This is a genomic window from Glycomyces lechevalierae (genome assembly GCF_027622945.1).
Lineage (GTDB): Bacteria > Actinomycetota > Actinomycetes > Mycobacteriales > Micromonosporaceae > Glycomyces > Glycomyces rutgersensis.
In genome coordinates this window covers 92,738-112,432 of record NZ_JAPZVQ010000017.1, presented here as the reverse complement: position 1 = coordinate 112,432, position 19,695 = coordinate 92,738, and the positions used below count along the sequence as shown (strand labels likewise).

Here is a 19,695-nt window from a genome sequence, read left to right as displayed (position 1 = left end):
CCCCCCCCCCCCCCGGTTCTGCACCATAAGGCAGGTTCGTCTGCCCGAATGCCGGTACCGGCTCCCGTGGCGATCCGGGCCCGGCCCAATAGCCTGGACGCATGGTGAAGCGTGGGCCCGTCGACCGTGATGATGAGCGCGCAGCGGCCAGCCGGGGCAACGCGCGCTCCGCCGGGCCCGGCGAGGACCATACGGCAGGCGTCCGCGGTCCTTCGGAGCAACTGCTGCACCTGCAGCGCCGCATGGGCAACCGCGCGGTCGGCCACCTGCTCCAGCACCAGCGGCCAACCGTCCAGCGCGAGGCGGGCTCGCCGATCACCGTGCAGCGCAGGCTGCCTTCGCACATCGACGTGTTCTCCATGGACCTCATGGCGGACAGGCACAACGCCCTCGTCGGGCGGATCAACACGGAGGTGGCGCCGAGGCTCGGGCGCTGCGGCGAGCTCACTCAGGCGCTCAACGGCTTCGACATCACCGCCGGCATCGACGCCGAGGTCGTGAAAGCGGCCGCCTCGAAGATCAGGAGCGAGAGCGACAAGCCTGGGACGCAGGCGATCGAGAAGTCCACCGAGACGTATCTCAAGGCCTACGAGGCGTTCGAGGTCGCCCCCACGCCCGACGTGGAGACGCAGGCCGTGTACGAGGCCTTCGACGGCCTCGAGGCCAAGCTCATCGCCGCCGAGAAGGTCACTGCGGAAGCGGCGCAGAGCAAGGACCAGGACGCCGTCAACGCCGAGAAAAAGCGGATCGACACCTACGTCAAGAACCTCGGCACCGGCGTCGAGCTGACGCTGAAGACGCTCAAGGCGCTCGAGACCGGCCAGGGCTGGGCCGATCTCGGCATCTCCATCGTCAAGGAGGGCTCGACGCGGCTGGCCGAGTGGAACCTCTCGAACGAACCCCGGATGAAGGACCTGGAGGCCCGCCTCGAGCAATCGAAGCAGCGCCTCCTGAACATCAAGACGATGGAGGCGGCCGAGGAGGTCGAGAAGGCCGAGAACGCGCTCGCCAAGGTCGCCGCCGCCCTGGACCGCAAGATGCGCGAGATCGGCACGACGATCAAGGAACTCGAACGCGCCGAACGCGATCTCGCGATCGACATGCGCGCCCTCGGACTGGAGGGCGCCGCCCAGGCGGTGGAGACGCGCGCGGCCGCCCGGCGCACCGCGACTGAGATGCTGGTGGCGCTGCAGGAGTGCCGGCTCGCGATCGAGGCGCTGCTGCCCGAGGCGATCGAGGTGCACCAGAACTTCGCCGCCCTCGCCGGGACGCGCAACGACCGGGGATCGAGGACGCTGCTGAGCCCCGAGCAGGAACTCGAACTCGCTTCGATCGTCGAGAACGGCAAGCGGTCCAGGACGTTCCTCGAGGACAACCTCAAGCAGATCGAACGGAACCGGGCCGTCGTCGAGAGCGGGCACTTCGACAAGATCTACCAGCCCGTCCAGGAGACCCTGCACCAGACGCAGATCTGAGGCTCAGGCGGCCGTGCGCTCGACCTCGGCGGCCTCCCTGCGGCCGCTGAGGTAGAGGAGCAGCTCGACAGGGCGGCCGGTGAGCACGATGCCTCCCGCCGGGCCGAAACGGCGGGTGTCGCCCTCGGGGGTGCGCAATTCCAGTCCCCCCGGGCGGAGCTCGCGGGCGGCGCGCCAGCCGGCGAGGCGGATCGCCTTCCAGGCCATCGCGTCGAGATCGGGACGGCCGGTGCGTGGCCCCAGGCCGTTGGGGCGGCGCACATCTTCGTGGTGGATCAGGTATTCGGTCCCGTTCAGCAACGCGCGGAGGCCGGGGATCCGCCAGGGCACCAGTGGGGCTCCCGTCCGGAGCCGGGCGATCAGGGCGGGCAGGCCCTCGGCCTTCGCCACGGTCATCTTCGCCTCCGTCCACCGGGAGAAGTGCTCGCGGAGCACAAGGTGCGCGGCGAGGTCGAGCGTGGTCCAGCCCTCGCACAGCGTCGGCGCGTCGGGCCCCAGCTCGGCCAGCAGATCGCACAGGTCCGCCCGCTCCCGCGCGTCCAGCGGCAGTGCCTTCGCAGCGCTCATGCCTCGCCTCTCTGTCTTCACGGCCCGAGTCTTCTCTGTACCACCGAACGTAGTCGGCGGCAGCGGAACCGGTCCGGCCGGACGGCCGCCATTACTACTATTGTTCGTAGTAGTACGATGTCGGTGGTCGTCCGGCATCTGCATGGGGGAATGCGACCGCCGATGGGCTCGGCGGTCCGGTTCCAGGGGGGAGCCCTCCCCCGGCCGGATGCCGGTCGGCCGCCACAGGAACGACGACGTCCCCACCTCCTATCCTGAGTAGGAGCGGGCAGGGGTCCGAACCCGGACCGGCCCTGGAGGGAAGTGTCGATGCGACGGCTCGGTGATCTGGAAGCGGCGGTCATGGAGGTCCTGTGGTCCGCCACAGAACCGGCCACGGTGCGCCGGGTGCTCGGCGAGCTCGGCCGCGACCCCGAACCGGCCTACACCACGATCATGACCGTCCTGGACAACCTGCACCGCAAGGGCATGGTCACCCGCGAGCGGGACGGCCGGGCCTGGGCCTACCTGCCCGCGCAGTCGCGTGAGGACTTCGCCGCCGAGACCATGGCCGAAGTGCTCGACGCCGCCGCCGACCGCAGCGCGACCCTCCTGCGGTTCATCGGCCGGATCAGCCCCGAGGAGCAGGCCCGGCTGCGGGAACTCATGGACCGCAACGGAGGACCGTCATGACCGCCGCCCCGGTCCTGCTCGCCTTCGCATTGCTGCTGGCGTACTTCGCCCCGCGACTCGTCGACCGGTCGCGACTCGACAGCGCCGCACCGCGCCTGGCGATCGCCGTGTGGTTCGCGCTGGCGGCCTCGTCGGTCCTGGCGCTCACGCTCGCCGGACTGGCGGTCGTGCTGCCTTTGGGGGCACTCGACGGCCACGCGGACGGCGTGGTCGAGTCCTGCATCGCGGAGCTGAGCGAACGCTTCGGCACCGTCGGCGGCCTCGCGATAGCCGCGGCCGCCACGGGACTGGTCGGCACCGTCGTGATCCGCCTCGCCTGCGCCGCAATGGGAGTGGCCCGGTCCACCGCGGCTGAACGCGCCTCATTCCACCGGTGCCTGCGCTTCGTGCGGCGCGACCGGCGGCTGGGCATCGCGATCGTGGACGCCCCCGAACCGGTCGCATACTGCGTCCCGGGCGGCGGCGGTCTGATCGCCGTCACGACGGGCGCGCTCGACCTGCTCGACCGCTCCGAACTGGAGGCCGTGCTCGCCCACGAACGCGCCCACCTCGCGGGGCGGCACCACCTGCTCATGGCCCTCGCGCAGACCGGGCACCGCGCCTTCGGCCGGCTCCCGCTCTTCGCCGCGCTCCCCGAACGCATCGCGCACCTGGTGGAGCTGGCCGCCGACGACGCGGCCGCCCGCCGCGCCTCCCGCATGAGCCTCGCCCACAGCCTGCTGCACTTCGCCGCCGCCCAGGCCCCGAGAGAAGCACTGGCCGCGGGCGGCGGGGACACCGTGGCGCGGGTCGAACGCCTCCTCGCCGCGCCCGCGCGCCCCGGGCTGGGTGCCGCGATCGGACGCCGGGCCGCGCTCGCAGCGCCGGCCGCACTGGTCGCCGCGCCGGTCGTGACCGCGGCGCTCATGGCCTGCTGCCAGGCCTGACCGAGTCCTTAGTGGAGGACGGTGGTAGCGCCGTAGTAGACGTTGCCGTGGTCGAGTTCGACGACCTTCACGACGGTGCGCGAGTTCGGGGCGTGGACGATCAGGCCGTTGCCGATGTACATGCCCATGTGCGAGAGGTCGTTGTAGAACACCAGGTCGCCCGGCTGCAGCTCGTCGCGGCTGATGTTCGCCGTCGAGTTGTACTGCGCGGCCGCGTTGTGCGGCAGGTCGATCCCGATCTGGGCGTAGGCGCGCAGCACGAGTCCCGAGCAGTCGTAGGTGTCCGGCCCGGCGGTGCCCCACACGTACGGCTTGCCCACCTGGTCGAGCGCGAACGAGACGACCGCGTACTCGTCGTCGGTCATGTGCGGCAGGTCGTAGTCCTGGATCGCGTCGCCCGCGGCGGCCTGCCACTCCTCGTCGAGGTCGTCCATGCGCGCGTTGAGCTCGTCCTGCTGCCGCTCCAGCTCGGCCTCCTGGTCGTCGAGGTCCGACTGGAGGTCGTTGAGAAGGTCGAGCTGGACCGTGTACTCCTCGGAGGCGGTCTTCAGCTCGTCCATGAGGTCGAAGTTGTAGAGGTTCGCCGAGTTGAGCCGGTCGAGGCGCTCGACGAAGGCCTCAGGGGAGCCCGCGTCGAGGAGCAGGGCGGCGTCGCCGATGCCCTGCTCCACATAGGTCGCGGTGATGTAGTCGGCGAGCTGCTCGCGCAGGACGTCCAGGTCGGCCTCGGCCGCGTCCAGGGACTCCTGGGTCTGCTCGACCATCTCCCGGTTGTCCTGCGCTTCCTGCGCCAGCTCGTTGTACGCCTCGACGGCCGCGGTCAGGTCCTGCTCGGTCTCGTCGATCTCGTCGTTGATGTCGGAGGTGTCGCGCTGCGCCCAGGCGGGGGACGAGCCGACCGCGGAGACGAGGAGACCGCCGACCACGGCGAGGGAGGTCCATTTGCGGCGCTTGGATGACGGGTTCACGAGCAGAGTGCTCCTTCGGGGGAGGTCGTGACGTGGCGACGAGCGGCGGAGGTCGAACACGCCTCCCAAACTACTATCCTCGATAGTTGATCGTCGAGGGCGGTCCGGACCGTCCGGAGCCGCCTCTCCCCCATCGCCCGCGTTCAGGCCGTCCGGTGCTGCCGCCATTCCAGGAGGGCCAGGTGCCATTCGACGTTCGCGGACTTCTCGAGGAACGCGCGGTGCTCGAACAGGAGGTACAGCGCGGGCCTGCTCTCGGTGCGGGACAAGATGATCGGCGCGCCCCACTCGGCGCTGCCGCCGCCCACGAAACGGCCGTACAGCTCGGTGAAGGTGCGCTGCACGTCGGTGAGGTCGCCGGGGGTGACGACCATGGCCTCATTGCCCTCCCAGCCGCTCAGCTCGAGGCGGCCGGGCCGCAGCGAGGCCTCCCCGCGGTGGCGGAACAGGACCCGCTGGTTGAGCAGGGCCATCCCCCTTGAGGCGACTCCGGCGTTCCTGAGTTCAGTGTCGAGGGCGGCGATGTACGCGCCGTCGCGGTGCTCGGTCATGGCCCGAACGCTAACGGCCTCTGAGCGGCCGCGGCACCGGTCGGGCGGACAGGACTCATGGCCGCGAGTCGCACTGCGGTCAGACCGAAGGCGAATCCGGCGCGGTGCCGGGCTCGGCCTCCAGAACCAGCAGCGAGATCCCGACCCGGCCGGTCAGGTCCAGCTTGGCGAGCATCTGGCTGATGTGCGACTTCACCGTCCCGAGGCTGATGAAGAGCTCGGCGGCGATCTCACCGTTCGACTTCCCGCGCGCGATCGCCCGCGCGATCTCGGCCTCGCGCGGCGAGAGGACCTGAAGCCGATCCTTCGCCCTGGCCTGGGACCGCGTCTGGTCGCGCACGCGGTGCATCAGCCGCCGGGTGATCGACGCCGAGAGGGCCGGCTCGCCGGTCGCGGCCCGGCGGACGGCCTCGACGATCCGCTCCGGCTCGGTGTCCTTGAGCAGGAAGCCCGAAGCCCCCTGCCGAAGCGCCTCCAGCAGGTGCGCCTCGGTGTCGAACGTGGTCATCACGATCACGGCCGGGGCATCGTCGGCGGCGGTGATCCGGCCGGTCGCCGCGAGCCCGTCCCCGCCCGTCATGACGATGTCCATGAGCACCACGTCGACGCGGGCGAGCAGCTCGGGGGTGATCTCCCCGGGCCCGGACAGCATGTCCGCGACCGCGATGTCCTCGGCCCCGCCGAGCATCACGCGCAGGGTGGAGCGCACCATCGCGTCGTCGTCGACGACCAGCACCCGGATCGGGTCAGACACGGCTGCGCTCCTCGCCGTGAAGCGGCCAGCGCGCGCAGAGGTGGAAGCGGTGGCGTTCGTCGGCGACCGAGACGGTGCCGCCGGCGGCCTCGACCCGCTCGGTCATGCCGCGCAGGCCGTTGCCGTCCGATCCGGATCGTTCGGGCCCGCGGTCGTTGACGAAGTCCACTGTGATCTCCGGGCCGTCGAGGGCGCCGATCATCGCGACCGCGCTGTCGGGGGCGTGCTTGCGGGCGTTGCTCAGGCCTTCCTGCACGACGCGGAACACGGATTCGCCGAGTCCGGCGGGGAGGTCGTCTGGCACGCGCCAATGGTATTCGACCCGCTGGCCGGAGTCCCTGGCCTGGTCGACGAGCCCGGCGACGCGCTCGGCGAGCCGCGCGGTGCCGCCCGGCGCGGCCGCGTCTGATTCCCCGTCTCGCAATGCGGTGACGACCTCGCGCAGTTCGGCCAGCGCGAGTTGCGCATTGGTGCGGACGATGCCGATCATGTCCGCCATGTCCTCCGGCGGGGTCGCGCCTCGGAACTCGAGGGCGCCGGCGCTCATGGTGATCAGGGACAGGCGGTGGGCGAGCGAGTCGTGCATGTCTCGGGCGATGCGTTCGCGCACGGCCTGCCGGGCCGCGTGCAGGCGCGCCTCCTGCTCGGCTTGGAGGCGCTGGATCCGTTCGGCCATCATGAGCACGATCTGCCGCCTGGCCCGGGTCGCGACGCCCCAGCCGACGACGAGGAGGGTGATGAGCAGGGTGACGGCGACGGCGGGCCAATAGAGCGGTTCGGCGAGTTCCGGGCCGATCCGCAACTGGGCGAGGGTGCTGAGTGCGGCGAGGGCGACGAGCGGGAGGACGAGGGAGACCCGGCGGTGGACGGCGGCGGTGAACAGGGCGATCAGGCTGGCGCCGGAGACGACCGGGAGCCACACTGAGGCGACGATGAGAATCGCGGCGAGCGTGACGGCGTACCTTCGCCTCACCAGGAGTGCCGTGCAGCTCAACGCGAGTGCGACCGCCGAGACGACCGCGTAGACGGTCCCGTGGGCGCCGGGGGCGAGGAGCCCGACGAGTCCCATGGCGACGGCGAGCAGTACGAATACGGCGTCGACCAGCGAGTCGCGGGTGGTCCGCCGCGCCCGGCCGCTCGGGCCGGTGCCGTCGATGGCGGCGTCGACGAGGCCCGGGAGCATGCCGGCTCGCAGGATCCGTTCCGGGTCATCGCTTCTCACCGGTCCGAGTCTAGGTTCGGGCGGCCCGTAAGCCACCGGTCGGATTCGGCCTGGCCGAAGGATGGGTGGTCGTGGTCCGCCGACCGGTGCCGCTGCGGCGCCGGGAGCACTACAAAGATGACCATGCGCACTTTGCCGAAGCAACAGAGACCGGGCCGCCGACTGCTGGTGGCCGGGATGATCCCTGTGGTGGCGGCCGCGGCGGTGACGACCGCCGTGCTGATGGACGACGAGGAGGCCGACCCTGCCGTGGTGGTGACCGGAAACGGGGAAGTCAGGGGCGTGGTTGACGAGGAGGTGCGGCGGTTCGACGGCATCCCGTACGCCGCGCCGCCGGTCGGTGATCTGCGGTGGGAGCTGCCGGGACCGCCCGCGGACTGGTCGGGCGTGCGGGATGCGACCGAGCCCGGGGCTCCGTGCGTCCAGCCCGACATGACGACAGGGGCGCGGCTGGAGGGGTCCTCTGAGGACTGCCTGTACTTGAACGTGACGGTGCCGCGGTCGGCGGACGGCCCGGTGCCGGTCATGGTGTGGTTCCACGGCGGGGCCTTCAGTTCCGGCGCGGGTGCCGACTACGACCCGCGCCGTCTGGCCGTCGAGGGCGAGGTCGCGGTGGTGACGGTGAATTCGCGGCTCGGCGCGCTCGGCTATTTCGGCCATCCTGGCCTCGCCGATTCGGGGACGTACGGCCTGGCGGACCAGCAGGCCGCCCTGCGCTGGATCGAGGAGAACGCGGCCGCGTTCGGCGGCGACCCCGAACGGGTCACCTTGTTCGGGAACTCCTCGGGCGGGGCCGACATCTGCGGTCATCTCGCCTCTCCGGAGTCGGCGGGCCTGTTCGACGGCGCGATCATCCAGAGTGGATCATGCCGCCAGCACTGGCCGGCCGATCTGATGTTCCCCGGCGGCGGGCCGCTCTCGTACTGGAGCGATTTCGACACGGCGTCCGAAGCGGGGACCGGGGCCGCGATCGCGCTGGGCTGCGAGGGCGACGACCCGATCGGCTGCCTCCGTGAGCAGTCGCCGGACGACCTCCTCGCGCTCAACGGGAGCTTCCTGACCATGACCTACGGAACCCCGCTGCTCCCTGAGGACCCTGTCCAGGCCATCGCCGCCGGCCGCTTCAACCAGGTCCCGGTGCTGCAGGGCAACACGCGCGAGGAGCATCGATACTTCGCGCGGATCTTCGAGGTCGACCCGAACGCAGGAGCCGACGTCTACCGGGACCTGCTGGATCAGGCGTTCCCCGGGCGCGCCGAGGCGATCATGGAGGAGTATCCGATCGCCGAGTCCGAATACGGCGCCGAACTCGCCTTCGCAGCGGTGGGGACCGACAGCGCGTGGATCTGCCCGACCCTGCAGGTCGCGGAGGAACTCAGCGCCCGAGTCCCGGCGTACAGCTACGAGTTCGCCGACCCGGACGCGCCGGTCGACGAAGCGTTCTTCCCCGGCGGCTTCCCCCACGGCTCCCCGCACGGCTCGGAGGTCCCCTACCTGCTCGATCTCGGCTTCGAACTCGAATGGACGCAAGCGCAGCGCGAACTCTCGGACCGCATGATCGAGTACTGGACCGCGTTCGCGACGACCGGACGCCCGGCCTCACCGGAGGCGTGGCCGGCGTTCAGCGAAGCCGACCCGGTCACGCTGCAACTCAGCCCGGAAGGCGACCGGCCCATCGACACGGCGAGCGACCACCGCTGCGGCTTCTGGTCCGGACAACCCTGACCGATGAATCCCGGGCACCGGATCGGTCTCGACAGCAGTATGAATCTTTCTAGGAGGAACAGCATGACCGCGACTTACACGTACGACGTCTTCTCCAGCCTCGACGGCTACGGCGCCGCCGGCGGCGACTGGACCGGGTACTGGGGCAAGCAGGGCCCCGAACTGCTCCAGCACCGCTTCGAGCAGTACAGCGAGGACCAGCGGCTGGTCTTGGGCGCCACCACGTTCCGCAACACGGCCCGCATGTTCGCCGAGGCCCCGGACGAGATCGGCGACGCCTGGGCGCAGCGCTACCGCGAGCTCCCGGCCACGATCATCTCCTCCACGCTCGACGACACGCTGGGCTGGCCCGATGCCACGATCGTCTCCGGCGACGCCGTCGAGATCATCGCGCGGCTCAAGGAGGAGTCGCCGGTGCCCCTGCGCTCGCACGGGTGCCTCTCGCTCAACCGGGCCCTGCTCGCGGCGGGCCTGATCGACCGCATCCAGGTCACGATCTTCCCGGTCATCACCGGCCGCACCGGCCTCAACCCGGTCCTGGAGGTCCCGGCCGACTTCGACCTCGAGCTCCTCGAGTCCCACACCCTCGACGGCCGCATCCAGGAACTCATCTACCGCCCGACCCTCCACGGCTGAGCGCTGAGGCCGCTGTGCCGGAGCGAGCACTCCGGCGCAGCGGCCTCGCCTGCGCCCCGACCGATCAGCGCACCAGGGTCGTCGGACGGGTCGCCCACTGCATCGCGGGTCGCGCTGCGGCCGCCCCCGAAGTCGGTCAACTGGGCGCAACCGGCCCCTCGACCTCGCCAAGCTCGTCGCAAGATTTCATTGACATTTCTACATATCATCATAGATGATTGTTTCTCTAGTCGATCCAACAAACTTTCCACCTGGAAGCCCGCTTCGACTAGCCGATCCGTGTCAAAGGCGAGATGGAAAAGAGGACTCACCCGTGGGTGCTAGCAGGGGAAGATTCAGAGCCGCGTTCGTCGCGGTGGCGCTGGCGGTCGGCGTGTCCGTCACGGGCTGGGCGAGCCCGGCGTCGGCGGACACGATGACGCAGCGGAACGCGACGCAGATCATCGCGGACATGGGCGCCGGCTGGAACCTCGGCAACAGCTTGGAGGCGAGCTCCAACGGCGTCCCGAGTGAGACCGTCTGGGGCAACCCCACCGTCTCGCAGGCGCTGATCGACAGCGTGCAGGCGGCAGGGTTCGACACGATCCGCATCCCGGTCTCGTACTTGAACTACATCGGGTCCGGCCCGAACTACACGATCAACGCCACCTGGCTGAACCGGATCCAGCAGGTCGTCGACTACGCCTACGACCGGGGCATGCACGTCGTGATCAACATGCACGGCGACGGCTACAAGTCCGTCACCGGATCCTGGCTGATCTGCGACGCGGCCGACCAGACGACGATCAGGGCCAAGTACCAGAAGGCCTGGCAGCAGATCGCCACCAGGTTCCGCGACTACGACCAGCGCCTGATCCTCGAGTCCATGAACGAGGAGTTCGACGGCACGTGGGGCAACCCCACCCAACCGTGCTACTCGAACATCAACGCCTACAACCAGATCTTCGTCGACACCGTGCGCCAGACCGGCGGGAACAACGGCTCGCGCTGGCTGCTCGTGCCCGGCTGGAACACGAACATCGACTACACCACCGGGAACTACGGCTTCGTGATCCCGTCGGACACCCACCGCGACCCGGTCGTCCCCAGCGGCGAGCGCCGGATCATGATCTCCGTCCACTACTACTCGCCGTGGGACTTCGCCGGCGAGGAGAACGGCAACATCACGCAGTGGGGCCCCAACGCCACCAACGCGTCGAAGACGTCCACCTGGGGGCAGGAGGACTACATGGACTCGCAGATGAAGGCGACCTACGACGCGTTCGTCTCCAAGGGCTACCCGGTCGTCGTCGGCGAATACGGCTCGATCGACAAGACCGCGTTCGACTCGGCGAACAACCAGTACCGCCAGGACTTCGCCCGCACGATGGTGTCGACCGCCAAGAAGTACGGCGCCGCGACCATCTACTGGGACAACGGCCACAACGGGCAGTACGGGTTCGGCCTGTTCAACCGCAGCACGAACCAGGTGACCCAGTCGGGCATCGTCAACGCCATCATGAGCGGCCTCGGCTCGGGCCAGTCGACCGGGACGGTCGCGATCGTAGGCGCTGCCTCGAACCGCTGCGCGGACGTCTCCGGCTCGCCGGCGCCGAACGGGACGCAGGCGCACCTGTGGGACTGCTACGTCGGCGTCAACCAGCAGTTCACCCGCACTGCGGCGGGTGAGCTGAAGGTGGGCGGCAAGTGCCTCGAAGCGGCCGGCTGGGGCACCGCCAACGGCACCAAGGCGAGCGTGTGGGACTGCACCGGCGGCGCGAACCAGCGCTGGAACGTCAACTCGAACGGCACGATCACCAACGCCCACAACGGCCTCTGCCTGGACGCCAGCGGCGGCGCGACCGCCAACGGCACCCAGCTGATCCTGTGGGCGTGCAGCGGCAACGCGAACCAGCGCTGGACCCTCCGCTGAACCCCGAACGGACAATCTAAGGGCGGCACCGCATCGCGGTGCCGCCCTTCTCTCTGCCGAGGTCAGTCTTGGCAGGCGTCGGTCAGCGCACCGAGGAGCTCGGCGGCGGTCACGGGGTCGATCGCCTTGCCCGGCAGGGGATGGGCGTAGTCGGGATGGCGGTTCGTCGTCGTCGCGAAGTGCACCGACACGAGCCGGCACCGCCCGTTGGGGTCCGGGAGGTAATCCGTCACCGGCGGGTCGACGTCGACCAGGAGGTGCCCGCCGGGAACCTGCCGCCTGAACGAGTAGACGTACGTGTGGTCGTCGGGACTGCGCATCTCGCGCGTGATCGGGACGACCTCGGCGAGCGGGCCGAGCCGGGCAGTGCGCCCTTCGAACCGCCGGAGCCGACCGGTCTCCAGTGCTTCTTCGGTGAACGCCGGCGCGGGGCGGGCCAACTGAGGGAACGGCTGGAGGACCGCGTAGTCGTTCAGGATCTGGGTCCAGGCGGCGACTTCCGCCGGAATCAGCGCCGGGTGGGCGACCAGGACCCGGGCGTCCTCGGGCAGCGCGAGACCCCGTTCATCCACATCGGACAGACTGCCGTCCTCGGCGATCCGGAAGCCCTTGACGCTGCGGCCCTCGTCCGCGGCCCACACGACCCGTCGCGCCAGCGTCGACATCACCGGGTGGGCGGCGAAGCGGCGGAAATCGGAGACCGTGCGGGCGCGGCTGTCCATCATGGCTTTCTCGAGGCGGGCCGCCTCGCGATTGACCAGGCGTTCAAGGTCTTCGAGGAGCCGCTTGTACCGCTTCCGGGAGGCCTCCGCCGTCGCCTTGTCGTCGCGAACGCCCGGGCTGGGGAGCGACTTGCGCTCGCGCCCGGCCGGGTCGGTCAGCCGCGGGTTGAGGCGTTCGTCGAACGCGACGTGGAACCGCCGGTGGCCGTAGTCGAAGGCGAGCACTTCAGGGTCGGTGATGCCGAGGTCGGGAATGAGCCGGTCGGCCAGGGTCTCCGCGTCGGTGCCGTGGTCGGCCGCGAGCCGGTCGGCCAGGCCGCGGGCGAACTCGGTGGTGGTCGGGAACTTGTCGAGGCTCCCGAAGCGGTAGATCGCCTCGAAGGCGGTCTCGGTGCCGATCTCGGCGAGCACCACGAGGCCGAGACGGGCCCGTTCCACATGGCTGTGGCCGGCCCATTCGTCGACCAGGCCGCCGAGGAGCGCCGCCGTGGCGTCCGTCCCGAAGCAGCCGAGCTGGTCGACGGCCCACGTGTCGTCCGAGGGCGCTCCCGCCGAGAGCCAGAGTTCGAACAGGGCGATGCTGAACCGCTCCAAGGACTCGGCGTCGCACAGGTCGCGGACCGGTTCGAGGCCCGGGTACGGCAGGCGCGGCGACCACAGCGACAGGGCCGCGATCAGGTTCACCACGCCCTCGTGCGGGAGCCGGGCCGAGCCGTCCTTCAGCACCACCGGCGGCAGGAGGCGCGCATCGGCCCAGTCGCCCGGTTTGGGATCGGCGCCCAACGGCACCGCGGGATCGGTCGCGAGCAGTTCGCCGACTCGGGCGACGACGTCGGGATCGTAATGAGCCGCAACGGCTCTCAACACGGCTTCGTCCCCGGCGACGCGTCCCGTATAGCGCAGGGCCGCCTCGGCGGCCGGGCGGGTCTTCTTGTCGCCGCCGAGCGCAGCGGGCACGAGCAGGGGCGCGGCATCGGCACCGTGCCGGTCGAGCCAGTCGATCGCGTGGACCCGCCCGGACTTGAGGCGCACCAGCCAGTCGGCGGCCCGGTGCGCCGCCTTCGCACTGCGGACAGGGACGAGCGCCGCGCCGTACGCGGGTTTGCGGGCGATCTTCTCGACCACAGCGTCGGCGACCGCGGCCCCGCCACGCGCGACCTGCGAGAACACGTCCGATTCGAGCTCCAACCCGGACCGGTTCCTGACGTCGCCGACGATCTCGGCCCAGTAGGCGTCCTCATCCCACGACTGGAATGCGGGCCGGATCGCCATGGCCCGCTCGAACTCCGCCGGCTCCCACCGCAGGACCACCTCGGACGGCGGTTTGAGGCCCTTCACCGGCGGCAACGCCCTGCGGACCTCGCGCCAAGGCGGAGCGGTGAGCACCGCCGGCAGTCGGCCGGCGCTCAACTCGGGGAGCACGCCACCGCCCAGCAGACCTTCGATCGCTTCGCGCGCAACAGGATCGAGGAGGCCCAGCAGCGCCGAGTCGACAGTGGAGCGCAGGACGCCCGCGAGCTTCCAGCGTTCGGCCGTCGAGTACGCACCCACGCGCGGCGCCGCCAGGCGCGCGGCCCGTAGCGGGAACCGGGACACGGCCTGCGCCAGCGCCTCGTTCACCTGCGGCTCGCCGACCCGGTCGAGCAGGTACGCCATCGCCTCATCGGTCGGGATCGCGGCGATGCCGTCGAACAGTCTGGCACGGGCCGGTGCGGCGAGGCTCTTGTACTTGAACGTCGCAATGAGGATCGGCAGGGCGGCCGCACCGAGGTGCGCGACCAGCTCGGGAACGGTCCCGTCGTGCAGATCGGCAAGACTGATCCGCTTCTCCCCCAAGCGCTTCACCTGCTCCGCGTTTCCCACGAAACGCCAAGGGCCCTCCATACGGGTTCCCCCGACCGCGCCCGACTGCAATGCGTCGCAGGCGTCGTCGACCCAGGCGTGCTCGTCGGGCAGGAGGAACGCGGCCGCCAGGCGCTGGCCGGGAGTGCCGCGCCGGGTGCCGACCGCAGCGACGACGCGCCCGTACTCGGCCGCGTCGACGTTCGCGATCATGGTGCGCAGCAGCGGGACCGGTCCATCCGGCCGCATCCAGGCCCACCAAGCGCCGTTCGACATGGCAGGAGCCCCGACCGTGAAATCCCCCTCCGGAGGCCAGACCGTCACATAGGTGAGGCCTTCCGCGAACGCGGCCACCGCGAATGCCAGTCCGTGGATCTGCGTCCAGGCCTCCACTTCCTTCCGGTAATGGGAGGTGTCCCGCTGGTGGTAGTCCACGTACACCGCCCTGGAATGGCGCAGTTGCGAGGAGACCAGGGACAGCCCCAGCGGCGTCGCCTCACCGTTGAGGTAGTCCAGGGCGCTCTCGGCGAATGCCGGATCGGCCGAAGGCTGGTCCCAGGCGGCCGCCATCGCGTCGCGGTGCTCCTCGACCAGCTTGCTGAACCAAGCGGCGGTCTCCGGGTCGGGCTCGAACGGGTAGCGGACCCCGTTGCCGGGCCGCGCGGTGACCAGGGCCTGGTCGATCCAGTCGGCGGGAATCGTGAACTCGTCCTCGCGCGCGGCGTCGTACTCGGCCATGCGGCTCAGTTCCCGGTCGCGAGGCCGCCGGTGAGGCGGTCGAGGGTCAGCAGGATCTCGGAGGCCGTCACGGGGTCGAGTCGGTTCACGATCGACTTCGCCTGTTCGGGGTCCCTCGTCCAGTCGTGGAATCCTCCTGGGGACCAGCGCAACTCGAACGTCTGCGCGGGCACCTCATCCATCGCGCCGATCCAGAGGCCTTCGGGGAGCAGCATGACGAGGGAGCCGCCGCCCGGCAGCGGGAAGTATAGCCCGGGCTCGATCCCGGCGTCCTCGGGATCGGATCGGTGCCAGCCCTTGCCGGTGAGCCCGAGCAGCGGACCGGACTCGATCTTGACGCCGTCGAAGCGGGTCAGTTCGCCGGTGGCGAGCTCGCCCTCGGTGAACCGCATGACCGGACGGCCGAGCTGCGGGAACGGCTGCAGGATCTCGTAGTCCGCGAACAGCGTCGACCAGGCCGTCATAGCCGCTTCGTCGAGGTGCAGCGGATGCGCGAGCCGGATCATCGCATCGTCAGGCAGTTCCAGCTCGTCGTCCGCGGCGTCGGTGTACGTGCGGTCCTCGGCGAGGCGGAACGCGATCGGCTCGCCCGCGACGTCGGCCAGCCAGACCATGCGGCGCGCGAGGTGGCCCATGAAGGGGTGCTCGGCGAAGCACTGCCGGAACTCGGCCGGCGTCCACGTGCGGGCCGCGACCATGGCCGCTTCGAGGCGGCGCACCTGGTCGGCCGCGACGGTGCGGAGGTCCTTGCGCAACTGGGCGAACCGCTGGTAGGCGGCGTCCGCGACCGCGGGATCGTCCTTCGCGCCGGGCTTGGGGAGGCTCTTGCGGGTCTTCCCGGTGTCGTCGACGACGAAGGGCTTCAACTGCTCGTCGAAGCGGACCGTGAAAGCGCGGGGGCCGTAGTCGAGCACGAGGGCGCCCTCCTCGCCGAGCCCGAAATCGGGCACGAGCCGGTCCGCCAACTGGTCCCGGGTCAGTCCCAGGTCGGCGGCGATGAGGTCGATCTGCCGGCGCGCTTCTTCCTTGAGGCCCTTGAACTTGACCTTGTCGGCGATGCCCTGGATGGCGCGCAGCGCCTCCTCGGTGCCGATCGCGCCGAGCACCGCGAGCCCGGTGACCGCCCGCTTGTGCTGGCCCTCCCCGGGCCACTCGCGGATCATCGGGGCGAGGCGGCGCACGGTGTCGCCGTCGGCGAAGCGGGCGAGCTGGGTGAGCGTCCAGTTCCCCTTCGCGTCGGCACCGTGCGCAACCCAAAGCTCGAACAGCGCCCACGAGAACCGTGCGAGCGAGCCCGCGTCGCAGACCTCGGCGACCACTTCGGTTCCCGCATAGGGAACGTCGAGGTTCGTCAACGACAGCACGGTCACCAGGTGCGGCACCGAACCGGCCGGCAGCGCCCGCTCGCCGCCCCGCAGCAGGACGTGCGGCAGCAGCTCGGGATCGTCCAGCCCGGCGGTGCTCGGCAGTTTGCCTTGGGGTTCAAGGGGATCGCGGTCGGCCGCCGCACGGATCGCCGCCGCGGCCTCCGGGCCGAACGCTTCGGCGGCTGCGGACACGGCATCGAGGCCGTGCCGCACGGCGAGATAGGACAACGCCGCCTCCGCCGCTTGGCGGGCCTTCTTGTCGGTGCCCAGCGCGTCGGGAACGAGCATCGGCACCACGTCGAGCCCGTACCGCTCGAACCACTGCACCGCGCTGACCCGCGCGGTCTTCAGCCTGAGCAGCCAGTCGGCGGCGAGCTTCGCGGCCCCGGCGCTGAAGATCGGCAGGAGCGCGGCGTGCCGCTCGGTGCGGGTCTTCAGCACGGTGAGGACCCGGTCGATCGCCTCCTCGCCGAACCGCCAGAGGATCTGCCGGAGCTCGTCGCCGAAGGTGTAGCGGCATTCGCCGTTCCAGCGCTCGAACCGGGGGCGCGCCAGGTCCATCGGGGCCTCAGCGTAGAAGACGGGAAGAGTGAGGTAGTTGTCCTCGCGGTGGTTCTCGAGCCGCCACCGCCAGGAGTCCGGGTCGTAGACGAACTCGTAGGACTCCTGTTCGGCGCGTTCGGCATCGCGCCATTCCAGGCGCTGCGTGTCGGGCGGCGTCAGGCCTTCGATGACGACCGGTTTCGGCTTGCGCCGCTTGACGGTCCAGGGCGGAGTGGTCAGCAGCGGGGGCAGCTCCGAAGGGTCCGCTACCGAGATCGAGGCGGCATCGAGGATTCGCCGCACCTCGACTCGCTCGGATTCGGCGAGGGCCGCGGCATCGATGCGACGAACGATCGCGGCGAGCCTCGGCGAGATCTCCGCGCGTACCGCGGCTTTCAAGAACTCCGCAGGAGAATGCTCGGCCGCCACCGCCGCGGCCTCCGCCACGAACGGCTCGGCCAGACGGCTGACCAGGTAGTCGATCGCCGCTCCAGTCGGAAGGGACGCGATGGCGCGCAGAAGGGTCCGGCGCTCATCCGCCTTCGGCTTGCGACGCAATGTCTCGACGAACACCGGGAGGCTCGCCGATCCGAGGTTGTCCACGATCGCGGCGACCACCTCGGTCGGGCAGTCGTCCTGGGGAAGCGCGGTCAGGCCGGCCCGAGCCGGCAGCGCCGCGTCGTCGGCCGCGAGCCACAGCAACGGGTCAGGACGTCGGCGGCCACCGGTCTGGAGCCGCCGGTACTCCTCGCAGGACTCGGCGATCCAATCCCGTTCGCCTGGAAGCAGCAACGCGGCGGCCAGACGTGTGGCGGGCGTGAGGCGGTGAGCCGCGACGGCGGCGACCACGTCACCGTACTCGTCGTCGGAAGCCGACGCGAGCAGGCCGCGAATCACGGCGATCCCGTCGGGGAGCTCCCGGTGAATGCCGAGGTAGTGCCATTCGAGTCGCTCTCCCACAATCTCGATCTGCGCCAGGTCGTCAGTGCTGGTTCGGAAGGCGTAGCGCGTGTTCGCGAAGGTCAACCGATGAACGGCGGCGCAGACGGCGAACGGCAGGCCGTGCTCGAGCACCCAGGCATCGAGTTCAGGACGCAGCATCGAACTGGACTTCCGCATCGGGCTCGCCGCGAGGATCACCGCGGCGATGGCGGCCCCGCGAGGATCGGCCTCGCCGTCCAGATAGGCGTTCCCGTCCACGGCGAATTCATGGTTCTCCGGTTTGGCCAGCGCCTCCCGCAGCCGGGGCTCATGCCAGTTCATGAGGCCCTTGACGAGCTTCGGCGCCTCTGGGTCGAGCACCGGAAGAACGCCGGACCGGCGCCCCCGGAGCGGCAGCAGCAGCGGTTTCCAGTCAGCGGGCATCGCGGGGAGAAGGGGATTCGCCATGCCAGAAACCGTACACAGGAGGTGCGACAGCCTCTCACGCCGACCATTGTGGATATAGCGGCGCCAGAGCCACCGTCGTCACCATTGCGCACTAGACTCGCTGTAATGCCTCACCGCTTCGCCGCCCTCACTCCTCTGCAGCGCAATCTGATCGACGCTTGGCTGCCCGGCGTCGAGGTCGAAGCGGACATGAGCTGGGGCCTGGTCGGCACCACGGTCCTGCGGGCGAGGACGGGCGGACGGCTGGTCGTCATCAAGGCGGGCGACGCCTCAGACCGCAACATCGAGCGGGAGATCCGCGCCCACCGCGAGTGGACCGGTCCATGGGTGCGGCTCGGCCGGGCAGCCCGAATGCTCCATGCCGACGTCGCCGCCAAGATCCTCGTGACCGAATATCTTCCCGGAACCCTGGTCCAGGGAACCGCGGCGGCAGCTGCAAGCGATACATACGCCCAAGCGGGTGAGCTGCTGCACGCCTTTCACGTGCAGGCGGCGGTCGCGGACCCTGACTACGAGCCGCGGATGAACGTCAAAGCGCTGGGGTGGCTCGCCGGCCCTCATCAGATCGCGCCGGAGGTCGCCGAGGCGTTGACCGCCATGGTGCGATCGTGGCCCTCGGCCCCCGTCACCTGCGTGCCGACCCACGGCGACTGGCAGAGCCGGAACTGGCTCGTCGACAATGGGGTGCTGCGGGTGATCGACCTGGGACGCGCAGGTCTGCGGCCGGCGGCCGAGGACTTCGAGCGCCTCGCGGTGCAGGAGTTCGTCTGGCATCCGGGTGCGGAGGAGGCTTTTCTGTCCGGTTACGGAACGGACCCTCGCGAACCTGAAGCCTGGTTCCGCACACGTGTCCGCTCCGCCGTCTCCACGGCCTGCTGGGCTTATCAGGTCGGAGAGAAGGACTTCGAGGCGCAGGGACACCGCATGATCGGTGAAGTCCTCGCCGAAGCCGCCTGACCTCACTGCGGCCGGGACCCCTCCCGCCTTGTCGCGGTTATACAGAGGGCCTTGTCCTAAGGAGGCCTAAATGTTCCGCACGACCGCGCTCGCGCTGTCCTCATTGCTGGTCGCCGTCGCCTTGGCCGGGTGCTCCGGCGGCGAGGAACCCGGCGGCGCAGGCGATCAGCCCGCGGAGAGCACCGGCGCCGCCGACGAGCAGCCCACCGAAGCCGCGGCCGAGCTCGTCGCCTGGGCGGACGCGTTCTGCGCCGCGCCCGGCGCGCTCCCCGAAGACCTGGAACTTCCCTTCTACGCCGCAGCCCGCAATGTCCCGGCCACTGAGGACGACCGCGAGCAGCTCGTCGACGGCCTCGCGGCGGTGAGCGAAGGCCTCGACGACGCCTTGGCCGCGATCGACGGGCTCCCGGCCGCACCCACCGCGGAGGCCGAAGCGGCGGTGGAGCAGTACCGCGCCGACATGGAGACGAACCGAACGAACTTCGCCCAGTACCTCGAACTGGCCCCGGCCTACCCGACCGAGCAGTTGGAAGACATGTACTTCCTGGCGGGGGTGGACACGATGAACCTGCCGTACCCGCTGATGATGGCCGAAACGTACCTGACCGAGCCGGAGCTCTCCGAGGCCGCCGCGAGCGCGGCCTCCTGCTGAAGCGTGGCGCCCCCCCCCGCGGGGGGCCACCCCCAAACGCGGAAAACCAACAGCGCGGTGGCCCACGACAACCACGA

The 19,695-nt window shown here is 70.3% G+C and carries 15 protein-coding genes; 8 read left to right on the top strand and 7 right to left on the bottom strand.

Annotated features, from left to right (window positions below; translation table 11 throughout):
- Window positions 1-101: 101 nt before the first annotated feature.
- Entirely contained in the window at window positions 102-1,475 is a 1,374-nt protein-coding gene (locus O2L01_RS21745; protein ID WP_270124141.1) for a hypothetical protein, read from the top strand.
- Between the two features lie 3 nt (window positions 1,476-1,478).
- On the opposite strand, the gene O2L01_RS21740 is transcribed toward O2L01_RS21745, so the two are convergent.
- Window positions 1,479-2,042, bottom strand: coding sequence for a maleylpyruvate isomerase family mycothiol-dependent enzyme (locus tag O2L01_RS21740; protein WP_270124140.1), 564 nt, complete (start codon window positions 2,040-2,042; stop codon window positions 1,479-1,481).
- 309 nt (window positions 2,043-2,351) lie between these two features.
- Between O2L01_RS21740 and O2L01_RS21735 the strand changes: the two genes are divergently transcribed.
- Window positions 2,352-2,714, top strand: coding sequence for a BlaI/MecI/CopY family transcriptional regulator (locus O2L01_RS21735; protein ID WP_270124139.1), 363 nt, complete (start codon window positions 2,352-2,354; stop codon window positions 2,712-2,714).
- Complete coding sequence (locus O2L01_RS21730; RefSeq protein WP_270124138.1) at window positions 2,711-3,640, top strand: M56 family metallopeptidase; 930 nt, start codon at window positions 2,711-2,713, stop codon at window positions 3,638-3,640. The genes O2L01_RS21735 and O2L01_RS21730 overlap by 4 nt, the downstream gene beginning before the upstream one ends.
- 8 nt (window positions 3,641-3,648) lie before the next feature.
- Here the strand turns inward: O2L01_RS21730 and O2L01_RS21725 are convergent, their stop codons facing one another.
- The 4 genes from O2L01_RS21725 to O2L01_RS21710 all read right to left on the bottom strand — a co-directional run bounded on the left by O2L01_RS21725 (window position 3,649) and on the right by O2L01_RS21710 (window position 7,135).
- Window positions 3,649-4,608, bottom strand: a complete 960-nt coding sequence (locus O2L01_RS21725) for a C40 family peptidase (RefSeq protein ID WP_270124137.1) — start codon at window positions 4,606-4,608, stop codon at window positions 3,649-3,651.
- A 143-nt stretch (window positions 4,609-4,751) separates the two neighbouring features.
- Entirely contained in the window at window positions 4,752-5,159 is a 408-nt protein-coding gene (locus tag O2L01_RS21720; RefSeq protein ID WP_270124136.1) for a hypothetical protein, read from the bottom strand.
- Window positions 5,160-5,238: 79 nt separating this feature from the next.
- Entirely contained in the window at window positions 5,239-5,913 is a 675-nt protein-coding gene (locus tag O2L01_RS21715) for a response regulator (protein WP_270124135.1), read from the bottom strand.
- Complete coding sequence (locus O2L01_RS21710) at window positions 5,906-7,135, bottom strand: sensor histidine kinase (protein ID WP_270124134.1); 1,230 nt, start codon at window positions 7,133-7,135, stop codon at window positions 5,906-5,908. Before O2L01_RS21710 ends, O2L01_RS21715 begins: the two co-directional genes overlap by 8 nt.
- Before the next feature lie 123 nt (window positions 7,136-7,258).
- Here O2L01_RS21710 and O2L01_RS21705 point away from each other — a divergent pair, with 123 nt between their 5' ends.
- From O2L01_RS21705 to O2L01_RS21695, 3 genes are all read left to right on the top strand, one after another.
- Window positions 7,259-8,860 (top strand): carboxylesterase/lipase family protein, encoded by a 1,602-nt coding sequence (locus tag O2L01_RS21705; RefSeq protein ID WP_270124133.1) that lies wholly within the window; start codon window positions 7,259-7,261, stop codon window positions 8,858-8,860.
- A gap of 63 nt (window positions 8,861-8,923) precedes the next feature.
- Window positions 8,924-9,496, top strand: a complete 573-nt coding sequence (locus O2L01_RS21700; RefSeq protein WP_270124132.1) for a dihydrofolate reductase family protein — start codon at window positions 8,924-8,926, stop codon at window positions 9,494-9,496.
- A gap of 313 nt (window positions 9,497-9,809) precedes the next feature.
- On the top strand, window positions 9,810-11,408 hold the full coding sequence (locus O2L01_RS21695; RefSeq protein WP_270124131.1) for a cellulase family glycosylhydrolase: 1,599 nt from the start codon (window positions 9,810-9,812) through the stop codon (window positions 11,406-11,408).
- 62 nt (window positions 11,409-11,470) lie between these two features.
- Here the strand turns inward: O2L01_RS21695 and O2L01_RS21690 are convergent, their stop codons facing one another.
- Together O2L01_RS21690 and O2L01_RS21685 are read right to left on the bottom strand one after the other, a co-directional pair.
- Window positions 11,471-14,710, bottom strand: coding sequence for a DUF4132 domain-containing protein (locus O2L01_RS21690; RefSeq protein WP_270124130.1), 3,240 nt, complete (start codon window positions 14,708-14,710; stop codon window positions 11,471-11,473).
- Window positions 14,711-14,715: 5 nt separating this feature from the next.
- Window positions 14,716-18,009 carry a DUF4132 domain-containing protein gene (locus O2L01_RS21685; protein WP_270124129.1) on the bottom strand — a complete coding sequence of 1,098 codons (3,294 nt, stop codon included), beginning with the start codon at window positions 18,007-18,009 and terminating at the stop codon, window positions 14,716-14,718.
- 105 nt (window positions 18,010-18,114) lie between these two features.
- On the opposite strand from O2L01_RS21685, the gene O2L01_RS21680 reads away from it, so the two are divergent.
- Both O2L01_RS21680 and O2L01_RS21675 read left to right on the top strand, forming a co-directional pair.
- Window positions 18,115-18,966 carry a phosphotransferase gene (locus O2L01_RS21680; RefSeq protein ID WP_270124128.1) on the top strand — a complete coding sequence of 284 codons (852 nt, stop codon included), beginning with the start codon at window positions 18,115-18,117 and terminating at the stop codon, window positions 18,964-18,966.
- 70 nt (window positions 18,967-19,036) lie between these two features.
- Window positions 19,037-19,618 carry a hypothetical protein gene (locus O2L01_RS21675; RefSeq protein WP_270124127.1) on the top strand — a complete coding sequence of 194 codons (582 nt, stop codon included), beginning with the start codon at window positions 19,037-19,039 and terminating at the stop codon, window positions 19,616-19,618.
- Window positions 19,619-19,695: the final 77 nt, after the last annotated feature.